Source organism: Flavobacterium sp. AC267, assembly GCF_979258715.1.
In genome coordinates this window covers 3,845,011-3,871,940 of sequence record NZ_OZ409875.1, presented here as the reverse complement: position 1 = coordinate 3,871,940, position 26,930 = coordinate 3,845,011, and the positions used below count along the sequence as shown (strand labels likewise).

At 35.2% G+C, this 26,930-nt stretch carries 14 protein-coding genes and 4 pseudogenes; all 18 read left to right on the top strand.

Translation table 11 applies throughout. The features are described 5' to 3' along the window. Positions 1-162: 162 nt before the first annotated feature. The 18 genes and pseudogenes from ACZZ95_RS20435 to ACZZ95_RS20350 all read left to right on the top strand — a co-directional run bounded on the left by ACZZ95_RS20435 (position 163) and on the right by ACZZ95_RS20350 (position 26,884). Positions 163-1,014, top strand: coding sequence for a DUF4861 family protein (locus ACZZ95_RS20435; RefSeq protein WP_463470434.1), 852 nt, complete (start codon positions 163-165; stop codon positions 1,012-1,014). A gap of 247 nt (positions 1,015-1,261) precedes the next feature. Beyond that, positions 1,262-2,488: a metallophosphoesterase gene (locus tag ACZZ95_RS20430; RefSeq protein WP_463470433.1), complete on the top strand. Its 1,227-nt coding sequence runs from the start codon at positions 1,262-1,264 to the stop codon at positions 2,486-2,488. After that, positions 2,463-3,089, top strand: coding sequence for a hypothetical protein (locus ACZZ95_RS20425; protein ID WP_463470432.1), 627 nt, complete (start codon positions 2,463-2,465; stop codon positions 3,087-3,089). The genes ACZZ95_RS20430 and ACZZ95_RS20425 overlap by 26 nt, the downstream gene beginning before the upstream one ends. A 52-nt stretch (positions 3,090-3,141) precedes the next feature. Further along, entirely contained in the window at positions 3,142-5,745 is a 2,604-nt protein-coding gene (locus ACZZ95_RS20420) for a ligand-binding sensor domain-containing protein (RefSeq protein WP_463470431.1), read from the top strand. Positions 5,746-5,802: 57 nt separating this feature from the next. Continuing rightward, a complete protein-coding gene (locus ACZZ95_RS20415) occupies positions 5,803-7,176 on the top strand; it encodes a hybrid sensor histidine kinase/response regulator transcription factor (RefSeq protein WP_463470430.1) in 1,374 nt (457 codons plus the stop codon). Positions 7,177-7,799: 623 nt separating this feature from the next. Further along, positions 7,800-8,678 carry an inositol oxygenase family protein gene (locus tag ACZZ95_RS20410; protein WP_095954131.1) on the top strand — a complete coding sequence of 293 codons (879 nt, stop codon included), beginning with the start codon at positions 7,800-7,802 and terminating at the stop codon, positions 8,676-8,678. A gap of 43 nt (positions 8,679-8,721) precedes the next feature. Next, entirely contained in the window at positions 8,722-11,967 is a 3,246-nt protein-coding gene (lacZ, locus tag ACZZ95_RS20405; RefSeq protein ID WP_463470429.1) for a beta-galactosidase, LacZ type, read from the top strand. Between the two features lie 124 nt (positions 11,968-12,091). Beyond that, positions 12,092-13,234, top strand: coding sequence for an acyltransferase family protein (locus tag ACZZ95_RS20400; RefSeq protein ID WP_463470428.1), 1,143 nt, complete (start codon positions 12,092-12,094; stop codon positions 13,232-13,234). A 56-nt stretch (positions 13,235-13,290) separates the two neighbouring features. Next, positions 13,291-14,931: pseudogene (locus ACZZ95_RS20395) on the top strand (sodium:solute symporter family transporter). Between the two features lie 221 nt (positions 14,932-15,152). Next, positions 15,153-16,682, top strand: coding sequence for a glycoside hydrolase family 28 protein (locus ACZZ95_RS20390; protein ID WP_463470427.1), 1,530 nt, complete (start codon positions 15,153-15,155; stop codon positions 16,680-16,682). A 258-nt stretch (positions 16,683-16,940) separates the two neighbouring features. Next, on the top strand, positions 16,941-18,380 hold the full coding sequence (locus tag ACZZ95_RS20385) for a glycoside hydrolase family 28 protein (protein WP_463470426.1): 1,440 nt from the start codon (positions 16,941-16,943) through the stop codon (positions 18,378-18,380). Between the two features lie 20 nt (positions 18,381-18,400). Continuing rightward, positions 18,401-20,381: pseudogene (locus ACZZ95_RS20380) on the top strand (alpha-L-arabinofuranosidase C-terminal domain-containing protein). 66 nt (positions 20,382-20,447) lie between these two features. Further along, positions 20,448-22,472 carry a sugar-binding domain-containing protein gene (locus ACZZ95_RS20375; RefSeq protein ID WP_463470425.1) on the top strand — a complete coding sequence of 675 codons (2,025 nt, stop codon included), beginning with the start codon at positions 20,448-20,450 and terminating at the stop codon, positions 22,470-22,472. Continuing rightward, on the top strand, positions 22,442-22,867 hold the full coding sequence (locus ACZZ95_RS20370; RefSeq protein WP_463470424.1) for a hypothetical protein: 426 nt from the start codon (positions 22,442-22,444) through the stop codon (positions 22,865-22,867). Before ACZZ95_RS20375 ends, ACZZ95_RS20370 begins: the two co-directional genes overlap by 31 nt. 123 nt (positions 22,868-22,990) lie before the next feature. Beyond that, entirely contained in the window at positions 22,991-24,301 is a 1,311-nt protein-coding gene (locus ACZZ95_RS20365; protein ID WP_463470423.1) for a glycoside hydrolase family 27 protein, read from the top strand. A gap of 111 nt (positions 24,302-24,412) precedes the next feature. Continuing rightward, a pseudogene (locus tag ACZZ95_RS20360) lies at positions 24,413-26,139 on the top strand (glycoside hydrolase family 95 protein). Continuing rightward, a pseudogene (locus ACZZ95_RS20355) lies at positions 26,135-26,652 on the top strand (glycosyl hydrolase family 95 catalytic domain-containing protein). Before ACZZ95_RS20360 ends, ACZZ95_RS20355 begins: the two co-directional pseudogenes overlap by 5 nt. Further along, positions 26,600-26,884, top strand: a complete 285-nt coding sequence (locus ACZZ95_RS20350) for a glycoside hydrolase family 95-like protein (protein WP_463471720.1) — start codon at positions 26,600-26,602, stop codon at positions 26,882-26,884. Before ACZZ95_RS20355 ends, ACZZ95_RS20350 begins: the two are co-directional and overlap by 53 nt. Positions 26,885-26,930: the final 46 nt, after the last annotated feature.

The window sequence follows — 26,930 nt, the reverse complement described above, 5'->3', positions numbered from 1 at the left end:
GCGTAAAGTAGATTTATAAATTGAGTTTTATGCTCTAGCATTTACTCCTTTTTTATAACAAAATGATTATTTATTGAGAAATCGTTTGCGTAATAGTGAAAGTATTGAAATGTTAGTTTAAATTTACGAAAATTAAATTTTAAACTATTAATAATTGAAATTATGAGATTATCAATCTTAACCACTTTACTTTTTGCTTGCATTTGTTTTGGACAAAATAATACAGATACAAGTTTGTATATGAAGTCTGATAAAATTACCTATCTGACAGATATTGGTTCAGAAACGGGAGATTTATATAAAACAATTGGACATCACGGGCCTGCGGTGGAAAATGAATGGATGGCTTTGCGAATTTATTTTAGCGATAAAGTAGCGATTGATGTTTATTCTAAAGCTAAACCAGGTTTAGAGTTGAAAAAAGCAAATTGGTACCCAACGCCGGAACAGCAAAAAGAAGGCTGGGGAGCAGATTATTATAAAGTGGCATCAACTGTAGGTTTGGGAGGTGTAAAACTTTGGGACGGAGAAAAAGTGGTGCCTTTAAATCCGGTAACAAATCGTTTGGCACGTGTGGGGAAAACAGATACGACTTCGTGGATGGAAATGATTTCAAGAGGAGTTCCTTACAAAGGAAAAAAAGTTGATATTTTAGTTCGTGTTACGGTGTTTTCCGGTAAAAGAGAAGCAAAAGTAGAAGCTGTTTCTTTAAGCGGAGAAAAAGTACAATTTGCTACAGGAATCAATTATTTCAAAGATTTTGGAACTAAAAAAGGAACCAATTATATTGCAGTTTGGGGAAAACATCCGGAAGATGTTGCGGCAGAAATCGTAGAGATTGGAGCGACAATTATTTATAATCCAAAAGATTATGAAAAAACTACAGATGACGGAACACAATATTTGTTAATCTCAAAACCTGCAAAAACATTAGAAACAAAAATCATTTCTTCGAGCGCGAGAGAAACAGAATTGAACACTTTAGATAAATTGGAAGCATATATTAAAAAGTAATAGAATTATCCTTTAAGTAAGAACGCGGATTGAACGGATTTACTTCGTAAAGACGCGGGTTAAAACGGATAATCTATTTGTATTTTTTAAAAGATTAATAAAAATCCGTTTTAATCCGCGTCTTCGCGTTAGCGAATCTGTTTAATCCGCGTCTAATTTTAAGGACATTTCATGGATATATAATCGGTATAATCTAAAAAAAAAATACAAGTAACAGATAATTATTAAAAATTAGAATACAAAATAAATGTTTAGAATATCGGCTATACTAGTACTATTACTTTCTTTATATTCCTGCAAATCACAGCAGACCGCTAAAAAAGAAGTTAAAATTGCTTTTATAGCCGATGTTCATTTACAAGATATTTTTGCAAAATTTGACGATAACAATTATCGGGGAATCAAAAATCCGGTTACAGGCGAATATGCCAATATTAGGACGATGAATGCTCAATTGCATTCTACCAGAATTTTCAATGAAAATTATTTTGCCTTTTTAGAAGCCTTAAATAATATTGTCAAAAGAGGCATTAAACAAGTAGTACTTCCGGGTGATTTCAGCGACGACGGACAGCCCGTTCACGTTCGCGGATTGAAGAAAATACTCAACGAATATTCTCAAAAATACGGTCTTTCCTTTTATGTTACAACAGGAAATCATGATGTTGTACGACCATTTTCGCAAGACGCGGCTAAAACTGATTTTTTAGGTAAAGACGGAAAAGAGCAGATTATCAGCAGTTCAAAAAATAATTTCAATAAAAGTAAAAGCGAACTCGAACCCATTATTACTGTCGCTATTAAAAACTGGGGTTACAAGGAAACTATTCAGGAAATGCGGGACTTTGGTTTTTTTCCTAAAACGACCGATCTGTATTGGGAAACGCCTTTTTCCAACTATATTTATGAGCATTATAATTTTGAAGAAGCTCAAAAAGAATCTGTTTTAGAAAATAGAACGTATCTAATTAAAAACACAAATCTGTTTCTGCCGGATGCCAGTTATCTTGTTGAACCCATTAAAGGAATCTGGCTTTTGGCTATAGATGCCAATGCGTATGTTCCAAACGAGAAATTATCCGGTAAACAAGATGATCCGCACGATTTTTCGGGAGCCAATACAGGTTACAATAACGTTCTGATTTATAAAAGTCACTTATTAAACTGGGTAAAAAAAGTTTCCGCGGAAGCGAAACAAAAAGGAAAAATATTGATTGCTTTTAGTCATTACCCGATGGTGGAATTTAATGACAATGCATCGCCGGAATTAAAACAACTTTTTGGTGCCGATAAAATGCAGTTACATAGAGTTCCAGACGAAGAAGTTGCACAGCAGTTTGCAGATGCAGGAATTCAGATTCACTTTGGCGGACACATGCACATTAACGATACGGGCGTAAGAACATCCGCAAACGGAAATACATTGTTTAATATTCAAACGCCTTCGCTTGCTCGCGTATATGCCGGCGTATAAAATACTAACGATTCATTCAGATTCTGAATTTGAAGTCGAAACGGTTGTAATTGGTAAAGTGCCTAAATTCAATAGTTTATTTCCTTTTTATGAAGAAGAATATGCTCATTTACAAAATTGTAAAAGTGATAAAATTTGGAACAAAGAAATTTTAAAAGCCAAAGATTATGCGGCATTTACAAACTGGCATTTAAAAGAATTAGTTCGGTTGAGATTTCTGCCAGAAGATTTCCCAGCTGATTTTTTAAAATCGATTTTAAATCTTTCAGGAAGAGAGTTATTGGAAATAAATAAAAATCCCTCAGAAATTGATAAAGATTTGGAATCAAATTCTCTAAATATTTCCGATTTTGACTGGAATGGTTTTGATATGATTTTCGATTTTTACCGTTTAAAAAGTGCTGATGAATTGGCCTTTTCTGAAATTGGAAACAAGAGATTAAAGCAATATGAATTGGTTTGCAGACAGTTAAAAAAAGCTAGTGATCCTAAACTGATTTTATGGGCAGAAATTTTTTCCAAAACCATGAATGGCGAGCCTTCCGATCATTTTAAGATTGATATAAAAAATAACAAGATTGATAATTTATCTGTTAAATAATTTTGATATTTATTAAATCAAAAACATTAAATTGCGTTTATAATTTATTTCGATGAAACCAAAATCCTTTATACTATTCTTATTTTTTGCTGTTTTTTATCATTCTTATTCACAGAATATAAAATTTGCGCATTATAATGATAATAACGGATTGTCTCATAATTCGGTGCGCCATATTGTACAGGATAAAAAAGGTTTCATGTGGTTTGGAACTTTCTCAGGATTAAATCGTTTCGACGGTTATCAGTTCAAAAATTACATGAGTTCGACGCTGGGAAAAAATAAATTGTATAATGATGACATTACAGCTCTGGAGCTGGATGAAACTTCAAATCATTTATGGATTGGTACCCGAAAAGGATTGACACTTTTTCAAATGGATACGCATGTTTTTACCACCTTTTTTCATAAAAAAGAGGATCCAAACAGCCTTCCCGATGATGAAGTCAGATCTGTTTATGTAGATAAATTTAAAAGAGTCTGGGTGGGTACCAAAACAAAAGGTATGTATCTGTTCTTTTTGAAAGAAAACCGATTTGAAAAAATTAAGCTTAAAGGTTTCGATTATGTAAAAGAAATTTTTGAAGACAAAAAAGGTAATATCTGGGTTGGAAGTTATGAAAAATCGGGTGTCGCAAAAATAACAATGGATGCCAAGGGAGCAATCGTGCGAATTAATAATTACACACTTTCTGTTCCGTATTCCAACATAAAAAATCCATACATTAACTTCATTTACGAAGATGCCAAATCCAATATTTTTGTGGGAACCCGCGAAGGTTTATATAAGTTGGATAAATCTACCGATCAATTTGTCAATTTATATATAGAAAACAAACAGATTAGGGGCGCTTTAGGACCTTATTTTTTATCCGTTGCGCAAGCTCCCGACGGAAAATACTGGGTAGGAACTTTAGGTGGATTATTAGTTTGTGATCAATTAGACGATATTCAAAAAGGGAATTACAAATGGTATTATTCTATTTTATCTGATGATACTTCGCTGGTAGATAATTTAATTTCATCACTTTATTTCGATAAATCCGGCGTCTTATGGATTGGCACGGAAGATGGTTTAGACAAATATGACCCCTATGAAAATCAGTTTACCTTAAACAAAGATATTTCGCGTTCAATTGGCAACCAGGCACCACGTATAAGAGGTTTTGCTAAAACGTACGATGAAAAAATCATTGTGGCTACGTATCACAACGGACTTTTTATTTCGAATACAAAAGGCTCAACACCTTTACACAATACGGGAAAAGATATTGCCAGCATTTACTCTGATGATGGAAAAATCTTTTATTGCGGGCTTTGGGACGGAAACATATTAGTTTACAACTACATCACAAATTCTTCCAGAGAAATAAAGGCAGGATTCGAAAAATCGCCCGTTTTTGCTTTTAGAAAGATTACAGATGATTCGATTATTGTAGGTTCTTTTGGTGAAGGAGCCGTAATTTTAAATACTAAAACGCTTCTGGTACAAACTTCCAGCAAACTTCTGCCGGATTTTCAGATTAATGCCATTGAAAGAGATGCCAAAAATAACGTTTGGTTTGCCACAGAAACGGGAGTTGTAAAATACAATATCAACTCTGGAAAAATTGAAACCTATTCGTCGCTTTTTATCAAAGAAAAAGGAGTGCCCCATGATGAAAATGTAAGCGATGTTTTGGTGGATACAAAAGGTAAAATATGGGCTTCAACACGTTTTGGACTATGTTTGTTCAATCCAAAAAAGAACGAATTTGAACCCGTAAAAAATCTTAAAGAACTTTCGGGCAAATGGATTACCGATATTTTGTCAGATGCACAAGGGAATTTGTGGCTGAATATCAATAACAATAATATTGCTTTTGTTAAATCTAATTTAAAGGATATCAGCATTTATCACGTAAACAGCGGTAACAGATTGGATGTTTTTAGTTCAAGCGGTTTCTTTTATTTTAATAATTCTAATATTTTTCTGGGTGGCAAAAATGGAATTATTTCTTTTTCACCGCCTGCAATGAAAAGAAATAATTGGTCGCCTTTACCAGTTATTTCCGAATTTAAAATTCAGAATGAAGAAGTTTTTCCAGAAATGGAAATTAATGGAGAAATTCCGCTTTCCAAAGATTTAAACTATGGAAAAGAAATAGAATTGAGCCATAAAAACCGCAATTTTTCGCTTCAGTTTTCTGCTCCTTCATTTGCAAACGAAAAGCTGAATAAGTTTCAATATATGCTGGAAGGATTTGATAAACATTGGATTACTGCAAATAGTACTTCGAGAATTGTTCAATATACCAACCTTTATCCAGGGAATTATGTCTTTAAAATAAGATCAAGCAACAGCGATGGATTTTGGAGTAAAACAGTTTCTTATAAAATAAAAATCCTGCCGCCTTTTTGGTTAACCCCAACTTCTTTTTTACTGTTTTTGGCACTTTTATTTGGTGTGTTTTATTTTATCAGAAAAGAAATCAAAAACCGAATTCGTTTAAAACAAGAACTCCTTACCGAGAAAGTAAACAGAGAACACGACATTAAATTGAATAATGAGAAATTACGTTTCTTCACCAATATTTCGCATGAATTAAGAACGCCGTTAACGCTTATTTTAGGTCCGGCGAAACAGCTTTTAGATGAAAGCGAGCAATGCAACTGATTATGAAAAAGCAGGTACAATTTAATTTATCAAAATGCCAGCAGATTACTGAATTTGGTGAATCAGGTTTTGGATTTTAGAAAAGCACAATCTGGCGAATTGAAACTGAAAGTAACAAAAACGGATGTGTTGGTTTACTCTAAAAATATTTTCGATTCCTTTAAGGAAATGGCTTATAATAAAAAGATCAAACTCAATTTTGTTTCTGAAGATGATGAAATAAACGGCTGGCTGGACAATGATAAATATGACAAAATTCTATACAATTTATTGTCGAACGCCCTAAAGTTTACCAATAAAAATGGAAATGTCGATTTGTATATCAGACTTAAGGATACAGTTGAAGATATTTTAGTGATCGAAGTAACCGATGATGGAATTGGGATTCCGTTAAAAAGTCAGGAGAAAATTTTCAAACGATTTTATCAGGCAACCAATAGTAAGGCCAATAATACGGGATCTGGTATTGGTTTATCATTGGTAAAATCTTTAGTAGCGATTCATAAAGGAACTATTACTGTCGAAAGTACTCCCGGAAAAGGAAGTGCTTTTAGAGTTGAAATTCCGATTGACCGCGATTCGTACGAGCATAAAGAGGTGTTTGAATATGCACTTAAAAATGATAATCTAAGTATGCTTATTCCAGAAAAAGCGACTAAGAAGATCATTCAGAACACAGATCTAAAAGAAAAAATATTGGTGATCGAAGACAATAGTGAACTTAGAAAATATTTGGTGGACTATTTATCGGATTATTATAAAGTTTATGACGCAGAAAATGGACTAGAAGGTTTAAAAATCTGCCGACAAATTAAACCAATCTTATGCGTTACCGATGTCATGATGCCTGTTATGGACGGATTGGAATTTTGCCGTGAACTTAAAAATGATGAATTTATCAGTCATATTCCAGTTGTAATGCTTACCGCACTTTCTGAAAATATGGATAAAGTAAAAGGCTATGACATGGGTGCAGACGGTTATTTAGTGAAACCTTTTGAGCCATTATTATTGAAAACGGTTATAGAAAATATGATCAAATCAAGATTAGAGCTAAAACAAAAATTCTCAGGCGAAGTAGAAGGCAAGGTCAGTATGCTGACTCATTCTCCAATTGACGAAGAATTTATGGTAAAAGTCACGAATCTGATCAATGATAATTTAAGCGAAGTGGATCTTTCTACAGATTTCTTGTGCGATAAATTGGGAGTAAGCTCTTCTAAATTATATAGAAAAATTAAAGAACTGACCGATCTGGCACCAAACGAATTTATTAGAACTATTCGTTTAAAAAAATCGGCTGAACTGCTTAAATCTAAAAAATACAATGTTTCAGAAGTGACTAATTTGGTAGGTTTTAATGATCCTCTATATTTCAGCCGATGTTTTAAAAAGCAGTTTGGTTTCCCACCTAGCAAGCTGATTAATTAATGTTTGTATTTTCTATTAAGAGCAACATAGCCCGTGGTTTCAACCACGGGAACGCAATGTACATCCACAATCTAATTTCGCCCAATACGTCTCCCGTGGTTGAAACCACGGGCTATATTTGAAATTCTATTGCGCAATTTTTTTTTATTTCAATATTAAAAACATAGCCCGTGGTTTCAACCACGGGAACGCAATGTATATCCGCAATCTAATTTCTTCCCATACGTCTCCCGTGGTTGAAACCACGGGCTATATTTGAAATTCTATTCCGTAATTTTTTTTATTTCAATATTAAAAACATAGCCTATGGTTTCAACCACGGGAACGCGATCTATATCTACAATCTAATTTCTTCCCATACGTCTCCCGTGGTTGAAACCCCGGGCTATATTTGAAATTCTATTGCGTAATTTTTTTATTTCAATATTAAAAACATAGCCTGTGGTTTCAACCACGGGAACGCAATATGAAATGACCAACAAGAACGTGAAACACATGTTTTTCATAGAAATAATATATAAAATCCTACAGAAACAAGAATTATCCATGTTTTTGATGTATTAATCCATTTTCAACGGTAGATGTAATTCTATTTTTGTCTTATAACTTATAACTTTTAGACCATGAAAAAGAATATAGACACAGACAATCCGTTGAATAATTTAGATGAATGGGAAGATGATTTGTTACTGCGATATCCAGATCCTTCTGAAAGTGCTCCTGAAAAGCAAAAAGAAGAATTTAGAAATTATGTAGATTCAGAAAGAGTAGAAACCGTTAAGGAATTTTATAGAATAAATCATACCTACCAAACCTATGATTTTGTTTGTAATAAAGAAGCAGAATTTCTACAATTCAATAAAAAAGAAATGTCAATCTGGGAAGCTGTTGAGTTTTTAAACACACTTGTAGACGACAGCGACCCAGATATTGACCTAGACCAAACACAACACCTTTTACAGACTTCTGAAGCCATTAGAGCAGACGGTCACCCAGATTGGTTTGTACTAACAGGTTTTATTCATGATTTGGGTAAAATTTTATGTTTGTTCGGAGAACCGCAGTGGGCAGTTGTGGGCGATACATTTCCAGTTGGATGTGCGTACTCGGACAAAATTGTTTACTCAGAATTTTTCAAAGAAAACCCCGATTATACAGACGAAAGATTCAATACCAAATTTGGTGTGTATACCCAGAACTGCGGATTGGAAAAGGTAAAAATGAGCTGGGGTCATGACGAATATTTGTATCAGATTATGAAAGATTACCTTCCAGATCCGGCTTTATACATGATTCGTTATCATTCTTTTTATTCACAGCACAAAGAAAACGCTTATGCCCATTTAATGAATGAAAAAGACATAGAAATGTTTGACTGGGTAAGAAAGTTCAATCCGTACGATTTATACACTAAAGCTCCTGTTAAACCAGATGTAAAAGCATTACTTCCATATTATAAAGAATTAGTTGCTAAATATTTACCTGAAAAATTGAATTTCTAGAAATATCAGAAATTTCATTTGAAAGCTATCTAAAACCACAATAATGCATAAAATCAAAACCAAAATACTTTTATTAAGCCTGCTTGTACTTTGCGGAAATTTTGTTTCTGCTCAGGAACAAGATCGCAACGATTGGGAAAATCCGCAAGTATTTCAAATTAACAGAGAACCGGCTCGCGTCGCCTTTCTTCCCTATGCAGACGAAACTTCTGCAATAAGCGATAAATATGAAAACTCTCCATGGTATTTTTCTCTAAACGGTCAATGGAAATTTGCGTGGTCGCCGACACCAGATCAGCGCCCAAAGGATTTTTATAAAACAGATTTCAGTACATTACATTGGAAGGAACTTCAGGTGCCCTCCAACTGGGAACTGAATGGTTACGGCGTACCAATTTACACCAACATAACCTATCCTTTCGAAAAAAATCCGCCGTTTATCAATCATTGGGATAACCCGGTTGGGTCTTATAAAAAAGATTTTGTACTGCCGGAAAACTGGAAAGACCGACATGTTTTTCTTCATTTTGAGGCAGGAACGGCGACGATGTATATTTGGGTAAATGGTGAAAAAGTAGGCTATACAGAAAACACCAAAAGTCCGGCAGAATTTGATATTTCTAAATATTTAAAACCAGGAAAAAATGATCTTGCTGTCGAAGTTTACAGATGGAGTGACGGTTCGTATCTGGAAGATCAGGATATGTGGAGACTGTCGGGAATTGATAGAAATGTGTATTTGTATAGTACAGATAATGTTCGAATTTCAGATTTTTTTGCCAAACCAGATTTAGATGCGAAATACAAAAACGGAAATTTGAATGTAGAAGTAAACTTAAAAAACCTTACTTCGACTGCTGTTAACAATCAAAAATTGACGGCGAAACTGGTAGATGCTTCAGGTAAAAATGTATTTACAAAAGAATTGAATGTCAATTTTGAAGCATCGAAAATTCAGACAATCAATTTTGCTCAGAATGTTTCCAATCCAAAATTATGGAGCAGTGAAACGCCAAATTTATACACGTTGCTTTTGACTTTAAGAAATACAAAAGGAGATCTTATAGAAACTGTTTCGACTCAAATAGGATTTAGAAAAGTAGAATTAAAAGGCGGACAATTATTGGTAAACGGAGTTCGATTAATGGTTCATGGTGTAAATATTCACGAACACAATCCAGAAACGGGACATTATCAGGACGAAGCGACGATGATGAAAGACATCAAAATGATGAAACAGCTGAACATTAATTCAGTACGGCGCAGTCATTATCCAAATAATATTTTATGGGTAAAACTATGTAATAAATACGGTTTGTTTTTGGTTGATGAAGCGAATATCGAAAGCCATGGAATGGGAGTAGAGGGACAGCCTTTAATTTGGATGAACCCAAAAACGAATCCGGGTTTTCTTCCAGAATGGAAAGAAGCACATTTGGATAGAATCTATAGTCTTGTTGAAAGAGATAAAAATATGCCATCCGTAATTATTTGGTCATTAGGTAATGAAAGTGCTAATGGGCCTGTATTTCACGAAGCCTACAAATGGATTAAAAAAAGAGATAATACAAGATTGGTTCAGTTTGAGCAGGCAAAAGAAAACGAAAATACCGATATCGTTTGCCCAATGTACCCGACAATAGAATACATGAAAGAATATGCGGCACGTAAAGAAGTTACACGCCCTTATATCATGTGTGAGTATTCGCATGCGATGGGAAACAGCGGCGGTAATTTTCAGGAATACTGGGATATCATTCGCGGAAGCAAAAATATGCAGGGCGGTTTCATCTGGGACTGGGTAGATCAGGGTTATAAAAGAAAAGATGAAGCTGGCAGAGAATATTGGGCTTATGGCGGCGATATGGGAAGCCAGAATTATTTAAATGATGAAAATTTCTGTCACAACGGATTAGTTTACGCTGACAGAACACCGCATCCCGGTGCATTTGAAGTAAAAAAAGTATATCAGGATATTTTATTTAATGCTGTAGATATCAAAAACGGAGTGATCGAAATTGTAAACGATTTTGGTTTTGCAAATTTGAATAAATACAACTTTAAATATGAGGTTTTAGAAAACGGAAAAGTAATTAAAGAAGGAACAATTAATGTTGCTTTAGATCCTAAAACAAAAAAACAGTTTAAGCTTGATTTACCAAAATTACAATCAAAAGAAGGGACAGAATATTTATTGAATGTCTTTGCATACACGAAAACAAGTTCTGAATTACTGCCACAGCATTTTGAAATTGCCAAAGAACAGTTTGTTATAGAAGACGCCAACTATTTTGTAAAATCAGAAAAAGTAAATGGGGCTAAAATTCAGGACGAAAAAGAGCAGTTTGTGTTGACATCAGAGAATGTTGTGGTGAAAATCAGCAAAAAAACGGGATTAATTTCTTTCTATAGTTTAAAAGGGAAGGAATATTTTAAACAATATCCTGAGCCAAATTTCTGGAGAGCACCAACGGATAATGATATTGGAAATAAAATGCAGATTAGAACGAATGTCTGGAGAACAGCGGGTAAAAATACCAGTCTAGAAAGTATTCAGCAAATAGAGGAAAACGGAAAGCAATATATCGTCGCCAAATTAAAACTGAATGATGTCGCTTCTGATTATACCATTAAATACTCATTAGGAAATGACGGTGCTTTAGAAGTACAAGCATCTTATAAAAAAGGCAATAATCCAGTGCCGGAAATCCCGCGTTTCGGAATGATATTCACTTTAAAAAATGAATTAGAAAACTTGGATTATTACGGAAGAGGACCTTTAGAAAATTATTCAGATAGAAAAACAGCGGCATTAAAAGGAATTTATTACAGTAAAGTTGCAGACCAATATGTGCCTTATACACGCCCACAAGAAAATGGATACAAGACGGATATACGCTGGTTTAAGTTGTCAAGCAATAAAGGAAATGGCTTGGAGATAAAAGGTCTGCGACCTTTAAGTATGAGTACTTTAAATAATTATCCGAGTGATTTTGACGGAGGAATTTCTAAGAAAAATATTCATTCCAGCGATATTACTCCAAGAGAAGAAGTAGTAGTTTGTGTTGATTTAAGCCAACGCGGCTTAGGAGGAGACAACAGCTGGGGATTACCATACGCACGAACAATATGTATTAACCCAAAGCGAATACAGCTACGGATTTGTTATAAAACCTATTTTTTAAAGTATTCATTTTTTAGTCTCAGTCTCAGTTTTCAGTTTTCAGTTTCAGTCGCAGTTTGCGCTGAACACTACGACCGAAAACTGCAACTGAAAACTGAAAACTGAACACTGCGACTGAACACTGCGACCGAAAACTGAAAACCGAGACTGAACACTGAAAACTGAGACTGAACACTGCGACCGAAAACTGAAAACTGAGACTGAGACTGAAAACTGAATACTTTAAAAAATGAGTAACACTACAAAAGGAAGATTAATTTCTTTAGATGCAGTCGCGCGGATTTGTTATGTTTTGGATTATGAGCGGAGAACACATAATTCATGCTTTGGCCAAAGCGCCCCAATTCCCGTTTTTATCTGGATGTCATCGCAATTGCATCATGCAGAATGGAATGGAATTACGTTTTATGATATGATTTTTCCTGTTTTTCTGTTTGTGGCAGGAGTTTCAATGCCGTACTCTTTTGAAAAGAAAATGGAACTCGCTGGTGTAAAAACGCCGCAAGAATTACCAAGCAACGAAAAGAAGAAAATTTACTTATCAATGCTCAGAAGAACCTGTATTTTACTGATTTTAGGATTTGTGGTAAATGGATTATTGCGATTCGATGGTTTTGATCATACCCGTTTTGCAAGCGTTTTAGGAAGAATTGGTCTGGCTTGGTTTTTTGCAGGAATTATTTATTTGAATTTTGACATTAAAAAACAATTAATTTGGTTTTTCGCTATTTTGATTGGCTATTATGCGGCAATGAAATGGATTCCTGTTCCTGAGTTTGGCACAGGGGTTTTAACTAAAGAAGGCTCATTAGAAGGATATATTGATCGTTTATTTTTACCCGGCAGACTGCATAGTACGGTTTATGATCCGGAAGGAATATTTTCTACCATACCTGCTATTGCTACAGCATTGTTAGGTGTTTTTGTTGGAACATTTTTAAAAGCAAAATACTCTTTTTCTATAAAAGTGAAATTGCTTTTAATGACTCTTACGGCGATTGTTCTAATTATTATAGGATTAGTTTGGGATATTAATTTCCCAATCAATAAACATTTATGGACGAGTTCATTTGTATGTTTTGTCGGCGGATTCAGTATTTTGTTTTTTGTTTTTTTCTATTTAATAATCGACTTGTTTGGATTCCATAAATGGGCATTCCCTTTAATTTTAATCGGTTCAAATTCTATTTTGATTTACATCATCGCAGAAGGTTTAGTTGATTTTAAACATACGGCAGATTATGTTTTTGGCGACCTTATCAATTTTACGCCACTTGTATGGCGACCTTTTTTTGCGACTTTATCCGTCACAATAATACAACTTCTTTTACTATACTTTTTATACAAAAGAAAATGGTTTCTAAAAATTTGAGAGACATTCAAATTTAAATACATCTTACTATCTAACCACACAATAACCACACTATTATGAATGTATTACAAACCGCAGATTACATTGTTTTCTTTATTTACTTTGTCATAGTCACGGCATATGGAATGTATATTTACAGAAGCAAGAAAACCGCGACAACCAGTTCCAACGAATATTTTTTAGCAGAGGGATCACTTACCTGGTGGGCAATTGGAGCTTCATTGATTGCATCTAATATTTCAGCAGAACATTTTATTGGGATGAGCGGTTCTGGTTTCGCTATTGGACTTGCCATTGCTTCTTACGAATGGATGTCTGTCGCTACATTAATTATCGTAGCGATGTTTATTTTACCAGTTTACCTTAAAAACAAGATATTTACCATGCCGCAGTTTCTGGCCAAAAGATACAGCGGAACAGTAAGTACCATTATGGCTATTATCTGGCTGTTAATCTATGTGTTTGTAAACCTTACTTCTATAATTTATTTAGGTGCTTTGGCCATTTCATCTATTGCTCCTGTAAGTTTTCAGTTTTGTGTTATTGCGCTGAGTTTATTCTCTGTGATTGTAACTTTAGGCGGGATGAAAGTAATAGGATATACCGATATGTTTCAGGTTATCGTTTTAATTCTTGGAGGATTAGTAACCACTTATTTAGCATTGACTTTACTTTCGGATCAGTTTGGTTTTGGAAAAGATATTCTAAAAGGACTGGCAATTATTGCTGATGAAGCGCCGGGACATTTGCACATGATTTTAGACGAATCAAATCCGCATTATACTGAATTACCGGGAATGTCTGTTTTGGTCGGTGGTATGTTAATCAATAATCTGGCGTATTGGGGATGCAATCAATATATTGTGCGGCCGCGCTTTAGGAGCCGATTTAAAAACAGCCCGAAAAGGAATTTTATTTGTCGCCTTTTTAAAATTATTAGTTCCAATTATTGCTGTTCTACCTGGTATTGCGATGTTCGTAATGCATTCTAACGGAATGTTTCAGCAGGAAATGGTAGATGCAGCAGGAGTTTTAAAACCAGATCAGGCTTATCCAACTTTAATGAATTTACTTCCAGCAGGATTAAAAGGCGTGGCTCTTGTCGCTTTAACGGCGGCAATCGTAGCTTCTTTAGCAGGAAAAGCAAATAGTATTTCGACTATATTTTCTTTAGATATTTATAAAAAATATTTCAATTCGCAGGCAACAGAAAAAAAGCTCGTACGTACCGGAAGATGGTGTGTAGTTGTTTGTATGATCATTGCTCGCCATTGTAGCACCGGCATTAAAATCATTAGATCAGGCCTATCAATTTATACAAGAATATGTTGGGTTCTTTTCACCTGGAGTTTTAGCAGTTTTTTTATTGGGAATGTTTTGGAAAAAAACAACGCCAACAGCTGGACTTGCTGGTGCATTGTTAACAGTGCCGCTCAGTCGCCATATTGAAATTCCTGCCTATGTGGACAGAAGGCGCTTTTCCAGATTATCCTTTCTTAGACCGAATGACTATTGTTTTCTTTTTAATTGTGTTTATAATGGTTGGTCTTAGTCTGGCAAATCCAGTATCGGAAGAAGAAGGCGCAATTCATAAAATAGAAGTCGATAATTCGATGTTTAAAGTGTCATCAGAGTTTATTGTCGGCTCGTTTATTATCTGCGGAATATTAGTGGCTTTATATACCGTTTTTTGGTAATTTTTATTTTGCCACAAAGGCTCGAAGGCGCAAAGTTTTTTTCACGCAGATTTAAAAAAGATTTAAGCAGATTTTGCAGATTTTTTTTAATCTAATTTAATCTGGTAAAATCTGTAGAATCTACGTGAAACAAAAAAAGCAGCGACTTTGCGAGATTAAAAAAATAAACCAAAAACTTTGCGTAAACTATATTAAACAAGGTTTTTAATATATAAAAACAAATGAAAAAGAAATCTATAATTGCGATCCTAATTTTCTGTATTTCCTTAACCGTTTCGGCGCAAAAGATATTTGACATTAAAAAATATGGCGCTGTAGGAGATGGTAAAACTTTAAATACAAAAGCCATTCAAAAAGCGATTGATGCGGCTAACAGAAATAAAGGCGGAAGAGTTGTTTTTTCTAAAGGTGAATTTCTATCAGGAAGTATAGTATTAAAAAGTGGCGTGGAACTATTTTTTGAAGAAGGAGCCATTTTGTTAGGAAGCATCAATCCAGATGATTATCCTAAATATGAAGGAATAAGAGCTTTGATTATAGCCAATGAAGCAAAAAATATTGCAGTAAATGGAAAAGGAATTATAGACGGACAGGGAAGAGAACTGGCATTAGCAATTGATAGTCTCCATCATACAGGAGTTCGAATTGATCCCAAATACAATTACAGAAGAATGCGTCCTGAAGATGGAAGAGGAAAACTGATTTCGTTTGTAAAATGCGATTCTATAACTATGATCAATATCACATTAAAAAACAGTCCGGGCTGGGTACAATGTTTTACAAATTGTAAAAACATTGTAATCGATGCTATGACAGTCAATAGTACCGCTTACTGGAATAATGACGGAATCGACGTTGACGGATGTGAAAATGTTCGAATAACAAACTGCAATGTAAATGCTGCAGATGATGGAATTTGTTTAAAATCGGAGTCACCGGGATTGCAGAACAATAATATTTACATTGCAAACTGCAAGATTAGATCGAGTGCCAATGCCGTTAAATTTGGTACAGGTTCTTACGGCAGTTTCAAAAATGTGACTATCGAGAACATCGAGGTCTATGATACTTTCAGATCGGCAATCGCAATTGAATCTGTGGATGGAGCCGAGATTGAGAATATTAAGGTTTCAAATATTACAGCCGTAAATACAGGAAATGCGATATTGATTCGTTTAGGCCACAGAAATGGAGATAAACCGGGTTATATCAAAAATGTATCGATTAAAAATGTAAAAGTGCAGGTTCCTTTTGGTCGTCCGGATATTGATTATGATTTGCACGGACCAGAAGTTGATTTTTTCCATAATCCGTTTCCGGCTTCTATTGTGGGAATTCCGGGGCATTTGATAGAAAATGTGACTTTAGAAAATATTGAAATTACGTATCCAGGAAGAGCCTCAAAAGGAATGGCGTATCATCCTTTAAGCCGATTAAAAGATGTAAAAGAAAACATAAACGGTTATCCTGAATTTACCATGTTTGGAGAATTGCCTTCTTGGGGATTTTATGTGCGTCACGTAAACGGAATCGAAATGAAGAATATAAAACTGATTTTGGAGAAAGAAGATTTTCGTCCAGCTTTTGTTTTTGATGATGTAAAAAATCTTACGATGAAAGCTATTGATATTCCTTCAGACAAAACTAACCAGATTATTTTTAAAGATGTTTCATCAAGCAACCTGGACAGTGAATCTTTAAAACGAAAAATAGAACCAGAACAAAATAAATTTGAATTGCCTGCAAGGTAAATTTAAAATATGTATACTTTTTGGGAGTTTTGTCATCCTGAGGAACGAAGGATCACAATCGAAACTCGACAAAGATTGGTGAAGTATTGAGCGGAGCTTCTTGTGTGATCCTTCGTTCCTCAGGATGACAAATACTGCGTTTAATGTATGTGTTTGAAACAAAAAACTTTGCGGCTCTGCGACTTTGCGAGATTAAAAAAATAAACCAAAAACTTTGCGTAGACTATCTTAAACAAGGTTTTTAATAAATAAAATGAAATGAAAAAGAAATCTATAATTGCGATCCTAATTTTTTGTCTTTCGTTAACCGTTGCGGCACAGAATGTTTACGACATTAAAAAATACGGAGCAAAAGGAGACGGAAAAACTAATGATGCAGCGACGATTCAAAAAGCAATTGATGCCTGCACTAAAACGGGCGGAAGAGTTTTAATTCCCGCACCTTTTACCTTTTTGGCAGGACCAATTGATGTAAAATCCAAAGTGGATCTTCATATCGAAGCCGGGGCAAAATTATTGGCAAGTCCGGATGAAAAATTATATACCAAAAGCGCTTTCAGAACCAATCCGGGAGAAGGGACAATTTGGATTGGAGGAGAAAATATAGAGGATTTTACCATTAGCGGAAGCGGCAAAATAGATGGCAACGGGATTTCTTTTATGGGTGAAGAACTCGAAGATTCGTATGTTTTAAAACCTTTCAATGTGCTTGATCCGAGACCGCACGTATTGACCATTATTGGAGGAAAAAATATCAGGATCAAAGATGTTCATATCGGTAATTCGGCATATTGGACCATTCATTTAGTTGGATGTAATGACGTTGTAATCAGCGGTATTACTTTGTTAAACAGTCTAAAAGTGCGTAATAGTGACGGTATCGATTTGGATCATTCTAAAAACGTGAGAATCAGCGATTGTTATATCGAAAGCGGTGACGATTGTATTTGTTTAAAAAACAGAAGAGAATTTGAAGAATTTGGAGCCTGCGAAAACATTACGGTTACCAATTGCACGATGACCAGCGGCAGTAGCGCCATTAAAATTGGTTCAGAAAACATGGACGCAATCAGACAAGTGGTTTTCAATAATTGTATCATCAAAAACAGCAATCGCGCATTGGGAATTCAGAATCGAGATGAAGGAACAGTAAGCGATGTTATTTTTTCTAATATCATTATCGAAGGTAAGTTAACAACAGATACCTGGTGGGGAAAAGCAGAACCCATTTATGTAACGGCTTTCAGCAGAGCAAAAGGAAATCATAAAGATGCCAACTGGCGTTTTCCAAAAGGAGCAACAGAAGGAAAAGTAGGCGAAATAAAGAATATTTATTTCTCCAATATTCAATGTACAGGAGAAAACGGTGTGTTTGTAAGCGGAGAATCAAAAGATAAAATCAAGAATATTATTTTTGACAATGTGAGTGTTTTTATTGATAAAACAACTTCTTTTCCTGGCGGCGTATACGACAGACGCCCTTCTAATGTAGAAGGTTTTGTAAAAGGAAGTACTTCGGGATTCTATTTTGATTCGGCAGAACGTATTAAAGTGCAGAATTGTACAGTGCAATGGGGAAAAAACAGACCGGACTATTTTAAATACGCAGTCGAAAGTAAAAATGTAGATGAATTAATCGTAACAAATTTAGACGGAAAATCAGCTTTTCCTGCTAAATTAGAGGCAGTAAAAAAATAATTTCTTCCATTCCAAAACTTATGAAAAATAATATCCTTACCAGATTTACGATTTCTTGTCTTATACTAAGCAGTTTTTATGTGAATGCTCAAAAAACAACTTTAGAAGTTGATGCGGCGAAATCCATCACCAAAATTCAGCCAACGATGTTCGGTTTGTTTTTTGAAGATATCAATTTTGTCGCAGATGGAGGACTATATGCCGAATTGATTAAAAACAGGTCTTTCGAATTTGATAAACCTTTGATGGGATGGGAACAGCCTAATACAAAAAGATCCTCTTTGAATAAAGAATCGGGAAGTGCGGCGCCAGTCAAAATCGAGGCAAATAATACGGTTTTTTGCAGAGTAGAAATCAATAATGCAAAAGGATATGTTTTAATAAATGAAGGCTTCAGAGGAATGGGAGTCAAAAAGGATGCAAAATATAATCTTTCATTAAAAGCGACCAATCACAATTCGGCAATCCAAAAGATTATCATTCAGCTTATTGATAAAGACCAAAAAGTAATTGGAGAAACCAGCATTGTTCCCAAATCAGAGCAATGGACAAATTATACGTCATCAATTACAGCGACTCAAACCGAAGCAAAAGCAAAGCTGAAAATAACTTTTGAAGGAACAGGAACAATCGATTTAGATATGATTTCGCTTTTCCCAGAAGATACTTGGAAGAACAGAAAAAACGGACTTCGTAAAGATTTGGTACAACTTTTATATGATATGAAACCTGGTTTTTTACGTTTTCCAGGAGGCTGTATTGTTGAAGGCAGAACATTGTCTGATCGATACCAATGGAAAAAATCGGTTGGGAATGTAGACAATAGAGAGACAAAGATGAACCGTTGGAATGTAGAATTCAACCACAAACAAACACCCGATTATTTTCAAAGTTTTGGTTTAGGTTTTTTTGAATATTTCCAGCTTTCAGAAGACATTGGTGCAGAACCATTGCCAATTTTAAGTCGCGGAATGGCCTGCCAGTACAATACAGGAGAATTAGCTCCTTTAGACGAACTCGATCCGTATGTGAAGGATGCTTTAGATTTAATTGAATTTGCCAATGGTGCCGTTACGACCAATTGGGGGAAAATGCGTTCGGATATGGGACATCCAAAACCATTTAATTTAAAATATATTGGAGTTGGAAACGAGCAATGGGGACCAGATTACATTGACAGATATAAGGTTTTTGAAAAAGCAATTAAAGCAAAATATCCCAATATCATAATTGTTTCAGGAAGCGGGCCTTCACCTGCAGGCGAACATTTTGATTTTGCTATGGAAGAGCTTAAAAAACTAAATGCAGAATTGGTAGACGAGCATTATTACGAAAGCCCAAAATGGTTTAGAGAAAACGCAGGACGTTATGATAACTACGACAGAAAAGGCCCAAAAATATTTGCAGGAGAATATGCCGCTCAAAGTGTTTCAGGTGCCAATCCGAATAACAGAAATAATTGGGAATGTGCTTTTTCTGAAGCCGCTTTTATGACTGGTTTGGAAAGAAATGCAGAAGTAGTTCATTTGACTTCTTACGCACCTTTAATGGCACACGAAGATGCCTGGCAGTGGACTCCAGATATGATTTGGTTCAATAATTTACAATCTTACGGTTCAGCAAACTATTATGTACAGCAGTTATTTTCAACTAATAAAGGAACAGATTTGTTAAGTATTACCAAAGATGGAAAAGCTTTAACGGGGCAAAATAGTTTATATGCTTCTGCAGTAAAAGATGCAAACAGCAAAGAAATAATTGTGAAATTGGTAAATACAGCAAGCATCAGCACAAGATGTTAGTCTTGATTTAAAAGGAGCAAAATTAGGATCAAAAGGAACAATCATTAGACTTGAAAGTTCAAATACACAGGATGAAAATACTTTTGCAGATCCGAAAAAGATAACGCCAAAACAAAGTGAATACAAAATAACAAAAGGAAATCAGCAATTAAATCTTCCGGCTTATTCGGTAACAGTTTTAAAACTTAAAATGAGTTAATTATCAATTGTTTTAGAGTGTTATTTAAATTAGTTAAGAAGAAAAATTAATAAAAAACGAAATAAAGTGCATACAAATAAAATCTTACTGCCCGTATTTCTCTTCTCGTGTTTATCGGCTTTCAGCCAGATTTCGTTTGGAGATTCAAACAAAATTAATGACAATTGGAAATTTAATCTTCAGGACGTTTCTGATGCTAAAAATGTTTCATTTGACGACAGTAAATGGAAACAAGTAAATGTACCGCATGACTGGAGTGTAAAAGGACAATTGAGTCCGACTTTAGCAAGCTCCACAGGATATTTACCGGGAGGAATTGCGTGGTATAGAAAAGCGATAACTATTCCGCAAAGCAAAGCAGGGGAGAAAGTTTATTTGTATTTTGAAGGAGTTTACAATAGAAGTGAAGTATTCATCAACGGTCATTCGTTAGGAAAACGTCCAAATGGATATATTTCTTTTGCATATGAAGCTACAGAATTTGTAAAATATGGAGGAGAAAACATTCTTTCTGTTCGCGTAGATCACAGTCAGAGTGCCGATTCCAGATGGTACAGCGGTTCTGGAATTTACAGAAATGTCTGGATAGTTTACGCAAACCCGGTTCATATTGCACAATGGGGAGTTTATGCATATCCTGAAGTGAAAAAAGGAAGCGGCATTTTGAATATTGAAGTTGATCTCGAGAATAGTTCAAAAACAAATGCAGGTCTGACCATTGTAAATGAGCTTTTTTCTAAGGATGGAAAATCTGTTGCAAAAGTTTCCTCTAAAGTTCAGGTTGCGGCAAATCAGAAAGGAAAGATAGCGGCAAAAATCAATTTAAGAAATCCACAATTATGGGATTTAGAAAACCCAAATTTATACGAACTTAAAACCACAGTTTTACAAGACGGAAAAGAAATCGATAAAACCGTAACACAAACAGGTTTTAGAACTTTTGAATTTGACCCTAATAATGGTTTTGCCCTCAATGGGAAATGGATGAAAATGAAGGGAGTCTGTCTGCATCATGATGCTGGAGTTTTAGGTTCTGCCGTTCCAAGAGAAGTTTGGAAAACCAGATTACAAACGCTGAAAGAAATTGGAGTAAATGCCATTCGTACAAGTCATAATCCGCAGGCACCAGACTTCTACGAACTTTGCGACGAATTGGGTTTATTGGTTTTGAATGAAGCCTATGACGAATGGGAATTTCCAAAACGTAAATGGCTCGAAGGCTGGAATTATGGCAAGCCAGGTTTTGAAGGTTCGTTTGATATTTTTGCAGATTGGGCAGAAAGAGATCTGGAAGATTTTGTACGACGTGACAGAAATCATCTTTCGGTGTTCGCATGGAGCATCGGTAACGAAGTAGATTATCCAAACGACCCTTATTCGCATCCAGTTTTAGATAAAGGAACCAATGGTTTCGGTCAGGCGGCTTACGGCGGTTATAAAAAAGAGGCTCCAGATGCCATGCGTCTTGGCGCTATTGCAAAACGTCTGGTTGCGGCAGTTAAAAAATACGATAAATCCCGTCCAACAACTGCCGGTTTGGCTGGAGTTGCAATGTCTAACGAAACAGAATATCCAGGTGCATTAGACATTACGGGATATAATTATACAGAAAGCAAATACCAATCTGACCACGAAAAATATCCTAAAAGAGTAATTTACGGAAGTGAAAATACACATAATATGGAACCTTGGCTGGCAGTAAAAAACAACAAATATATTTTTGGACAGTTTCTCTGGACAGGAATTGATTATTTGGGAGAATCGGGAAGATGGCCTTCAAGAGGATTTTATTCAGGTTTAGTCGATTTTGCGGGAGTTATCAAACCCCGAGGCTATTTCCGTCAATCATTATGGTCAGATAAACCAATGACTTACTTAGGAACTTATGTATGGACAAATGATAAAGATATTTCTAAAGATGCATGGGCGATATGGAATTACGACGAAGGACAAAAAATACGCGTTGTCTGCTATACCAATGCTGCAAAAGCCCGCTTAGAATTGAACGGAAAATTGGTTGGCGAAACTAAATTTTATGATGATAAAACAGGAATTATCTATTGGGATATTCCGTTTTCTTCGGGAAATTAGAAGCAGTTGGTTTAGATAAAAACGATAAAGAAGTAAGTCGTTATGCAATTCATACAACACAGCGACCAGTTGAATTAACGATCGACAACAAAAATAGCGACATTAGTAAAGACAAAGGAGTTGCTAAAATTATGGTTCAGGTTAAAGATCAGAATGGTTTTCCTGTAATGCTTTCAGACAATGAAATAACGTGTACAATAAGCGGTAACGGAACACTTTTAGGACTTGAAGCAGGAAATAATACTGATATGACAGATTATACAGATAATGTACAACGAGTTTTTCACGGGCACATTGCGGCGTATATTCAGGCAAATGGAACGGCAGAACCTATCAAAGTAAAATTTACAAGTCAGTGGTTAAAACCGGTTGAAGTAACTATAAATGTGGAATAATTTAAATTCTCCATTTGATTAACTGACGATAGAAAAATCAATATTCAAATTAATTGAAATAGATGAAGACAAAAAATAGAATGTTACTGTTATTAGGAGTTGTTTTGTTTTCGATTTCATCGAATGCTCAAAACAAAACCTTTCAAAAAGAAGAATTCAAACAATGGGCACAAACAGCCGCCAATGGGCTGGAACAGCTGGGATTGTTATGGGCCAACTGTAAAGGAAGATGAGGTAAAAGCAAATGCCGATTATATGGCAGATAAGCTAAAGAAATTTGGCTGGGAATATGTTGTAGTTGATATAAGATGGTTTGTTGAAAACGACAAAGCAGGCGGTTACAATCAAACGGATCCGCGCTATGTTATGGATGAGTACGGAAGATATCAGCCTGCCGTTAATCGATTTCCTTCAGCGAAAGGCGGACAAGGTTTTAAACCTCTAGCGGATTATATTCATAAAAAAGGACTGAAATTCGGAATACATATTATGCGTGGAATTCCGAAAAAAGCGGTTGAAGAAAAACTGCCAATTAAAGGAACAAAAGGAATAACGGCAGATCAAATTTATACCACTGCGCTTCAGTGTGAATGGTTAAAAGATAATTATACTATTTTGGCAGACAAACCAGGTGCACAAGAATATTATGATTCCATTTTTGAATTGTATGCACAATGGGGAGTCGATTTTATTAAAATTGATGATTTATCAAGACCTTATCATGAAGCAGAAATCAATTTAATTCGAAACGCAATTGATAAATGCGGCCGTAAAATTGTCTTAAGTACTTCGCCCGGAGAAACACCAATTGAAGCGGCACCGCATGTAAGTACGCATGCCAATATGTGGCGTATGGTAGATGATGTTTGGGATACTTGGCCTCATATTACACATTTAATGGATGTAGCTCAAAAATGGTATCCACACATTGCACCCGGAACTTGGCCAGACTGCGATATGATTCCGTTAGGGCGAATTTCCATAAGAGGAGAACGTGGCGAAGACAGAATGACCCGATTAACAAAAGTCGAGCAATATACTCTGATTACATTTTTTAATATTTTAAAATCACCATTGTTTTTTGGGGGAGACCTGCCAAGTAATGACGCTTTTACATTATCATTATTGACGAATAAAAATGTTGTAAAAATGCATAATGAAAGTACGGCAGTAAAACAGCTTTTTCAAAAAGAAGGAAAAATTGCTGTGACTTCAAAAAATGCAAAAGACGGAAGCGTTTATCTCGCTTTGTTTAATATTTCAGATAAGGCTTCGCAAAACGTTTCTGTAAATCTTGCAGATCTTGGAATTTCAGGCTCTGCTGAAATTCTAAATATGTGGACAGGCGAAAAAACAAAAATAACTTCAAAAGAAATAGGAGCAGATTTAAAACCGCACAGTTCTGTTTTGTATCAGTTAAATACTAAAATATAGCTTAGCTTTAAAATTAAAAATTAGTAATTAAAAATTAAATGGCATATTAGTTTTAAATACTGTTTTTGTTGGGTTATCTGCTGTGGTTTTTTCTAATTAAAATTAAAATACATGTTTTACAATTCTCTTCAAATAAATCTTTTGATGCTGTTTTTAATTACAGGATTTTCTTCATATGCACAGCAGGATTTAAAACTTCAATACAAGCGACCTGCTGTTGAATGGACCGAAGCTTTGCCTGTGGGAAACGGTACACTTGGTGCAATGGTTTTTGGGAGAGTAGATTCTGAATTAATCCAGTTGAATGAGGCTACTTTGTGGAGCGGCGGACCAGTACAAAAAAATGTGAATCCAGATGCATTTAAAAATCTGGCACTAATTAGAGAAGCGCTTACAAATGAAGATTTCGAAAAAGCCTATGATTTAACCAAAAAAATGCAGGGTGCTTACAGTGAGAGTTTTATGCCGTTGGGAGATCTTATTTTGAAACAGGATTTTGGCACACAAAAAATAGATTCCTATAACAGAAGCCTTGATTTACAAACGGGATTGGCATTGACAAAATTTAATGCTGATGGGGTAAATTATAAAAGAGAAATTTTTGTTTCGGCACCCGCAAAGTGCATAATTATAAAGCTTTCGGCAGATCAGCTGAAAAAACTTTCTGTGACAATTGATGCCTCAAGTCTTTTAAGAAATCAAAAATCAGTACAAAATAAATCATTAGTTTTAAAAGGAAAAGCGCCTTCACATGCTGACCCGAATTATATTGATTACAATAAAGAACCTATTGATTATGAAGATGCGGCGGGCTGTAGAGGAATGCGTTTTGAATTGATTATTAAACCAGTTATTAAGGATGGAGAAATAAGTTCTGACGGAGATAAACTGATTATTAAAAATGCCTCTGAAATACTACTTTTTGTTTCGGCGGCGACTAGTTTCAACGGCTTTGATAAATGTCCTGATAGTCAGGGAAAAGACGAGCATCAATTAGTAGAAAGTTTCATTAAAAAAGCTTCTGCAAAAAAATACAATAACTTATTACAAGAGCATATTTCAGATTTTCAACATTTCTTTAATAGAGTTTCCTTAAAACTTAATGAAAAAGAAACCAACAAATCCAATCTGCCAACAGATCTAAGATTAGAGCAGTATGCAAAAGGAGAAAAAGATGCCGGACTTGAAGCTTTATTTTTTCAATATGGACGTTATTTGTTGATTTCTTCATCACGTACACACAATGCACCGGCCAATTTACAAGGAATATGGAACAATAAACTCCGCGCTCCCTGGAGCAGTAATTATACAACCAATATTAATTTACAGATGAATTACTGGCCAGTTGAATCGGGAAGTTTGTCTGAATTATTTTTTCCGCTTGACGAATTCATTAAAAACGTTTCTGTAACCGGAGCAGAAACGGCCAAAAGTTATTATCATGCGAATGGCTGGGTATTGCATCATAATTCAGATATATGGGCGATGACCAATCCTGTAGGCGATTTTGGAAAAGGAGACCCTATGTGGGCCAATTGGTATATGGGAGCCAACTGGCTCAGCAGGCATTTATGGGAACATTACGAATATACAGGCGACAAGGATTATCTAAAAAAAGTATATCCGATAATAAAAGGGCGACAGAGTTTAGTTTAGACTGGCTTCAAAAAGATAAAGATGGTTATTTGGTAACCATGCCTTCAACTTCACCCGAAAACAAATATTATTATGATGGAAAGAAACAAGGAACAGTAACCACTGCTTCAACGATGGATATTGGCATCATAAAAGATGTATTCGAAAATACCATAGCGAGCATCTGCAGTTTTAAATATTGATTCAGAATTCAGACAGACCGTAAACAAAGCGGCAGATCAACTATTGCCTTTTAAAATAGGAAGCAAAGGGCGACTTTTAGAATGGTATAAAGATTTTGAAGAAGAAGATCCGCATCACAGACATACTTCGCATCTTTACGCATTGCATCCTGCCAATTTAATTTCACCACTTAATACACCAGATTTGGCGGCTACGCAAAGAAAACATTAGAACTTCGCGGAGACGATGGTACAGGCTGGAGCCTTGCTTGGAAAGTAAATATGTGGGCGAGACTTTTGGATGGAAATCACGCTTATAAATTGTTCAAAAATCAATTGAGGCTGACAAAAGATAACGATCCAAAATACAAACGACAAGGAGGATGTTACCCGAATCTTTTTGATGCGCATCCGCCTTTTCAAATTGATGGAAATTTTGCTGGAGTCGCTGGCGTTATTGAGATGTTAATGCAAAGCCAGAATAAAGAAATTCATTTCGTCGCCAGCTCTTCCAGACGAATGGACAGATGGTGAAATAAAAGGTATTACGGCAAAAGGTAATTTTACCGTAGATATAAAATGGAATGATGGCAAAATAAGTCAGGCAAAAATAGTTTCTAATAAAGGAGGTAAGTGTGCAGTAAGAGCTTCGGTACCATTTACAATTGAAAATATTAACATCAAAAGCGAAAAATCGTCTATTGGTTATACTGCTGTATTTGAAACTAAAAAAGGAACTTCATACCGTCTGATCTCATCAAAATAGATTTTCCTAAATTTAAAATTAAAGTCAATACAATAAACTGAAACCT

Bases quoted from the DNA above. Each gene is read 5' to 3' on its own strand.
- ACZZ95_RS20400 (WP_463470428.1), top strand. From the start codon at position 12,092: ATGAGTAACACTACAAAAGGAAGATTAATTTCTTTAGATGCAGTCGCG.
- ACZZ95_RS20390 (WP_463470427.1), top strand. From the start codon at position 15,153: ATGAAAAAGAAATCTATAATTGCGATCCTAATTTTCTGTATTTCCTTA.
- ACZZ95_RS20430 (WP_463470433.1), top strand. From the start codon at position 1,262: ATGTTTAGAATATCGGCTATACTAGTACTATTACTTTCTTTATATTCC.
- ACZZ95_RS20410 (WP_095954131.1), top strand. From the start codon at position 7,800: ATGAAAAAGAATATAGACACAGACAATCCGTTGAATAATTTAGATGAA.
- ACZZ95_RS20365 (WP_463470423.1), top strand. From the start codon at position 22,991: ATGCTCAAAACAAAACCTTTCAAAAAGAAGAATTCAAACAATGGGCAC.
- lacZ (WP_463470429.1), top strand. From the start codon at position 8,722: ATGCATAAAATCAAAACCAAAATACTTTTATTAAGCCTGCTTGTACTT.
- ACZZ95_RS20435 (WP_463470434.1), top strand. From the start codon at position 163: ATGAGATTATCAATCTTAACCACTTTACTTTTTGCTTGCATTTGTTTT.
- ACZZ95_RS20420 (WP_463470431.1), top strand. From the start codon at position 3,142: ATGAAACCAAAATCCTTTATACTATTCTTATTTTTTGCTGTTTTTTAT.
- ACZZ95_RS20385 (WP_463470426.1), top strand. From the start codon at position 16,941: ATGAAAAAGAAATCTATAATTGCGATCCTAATTTTTTGTCTTTCGTTA.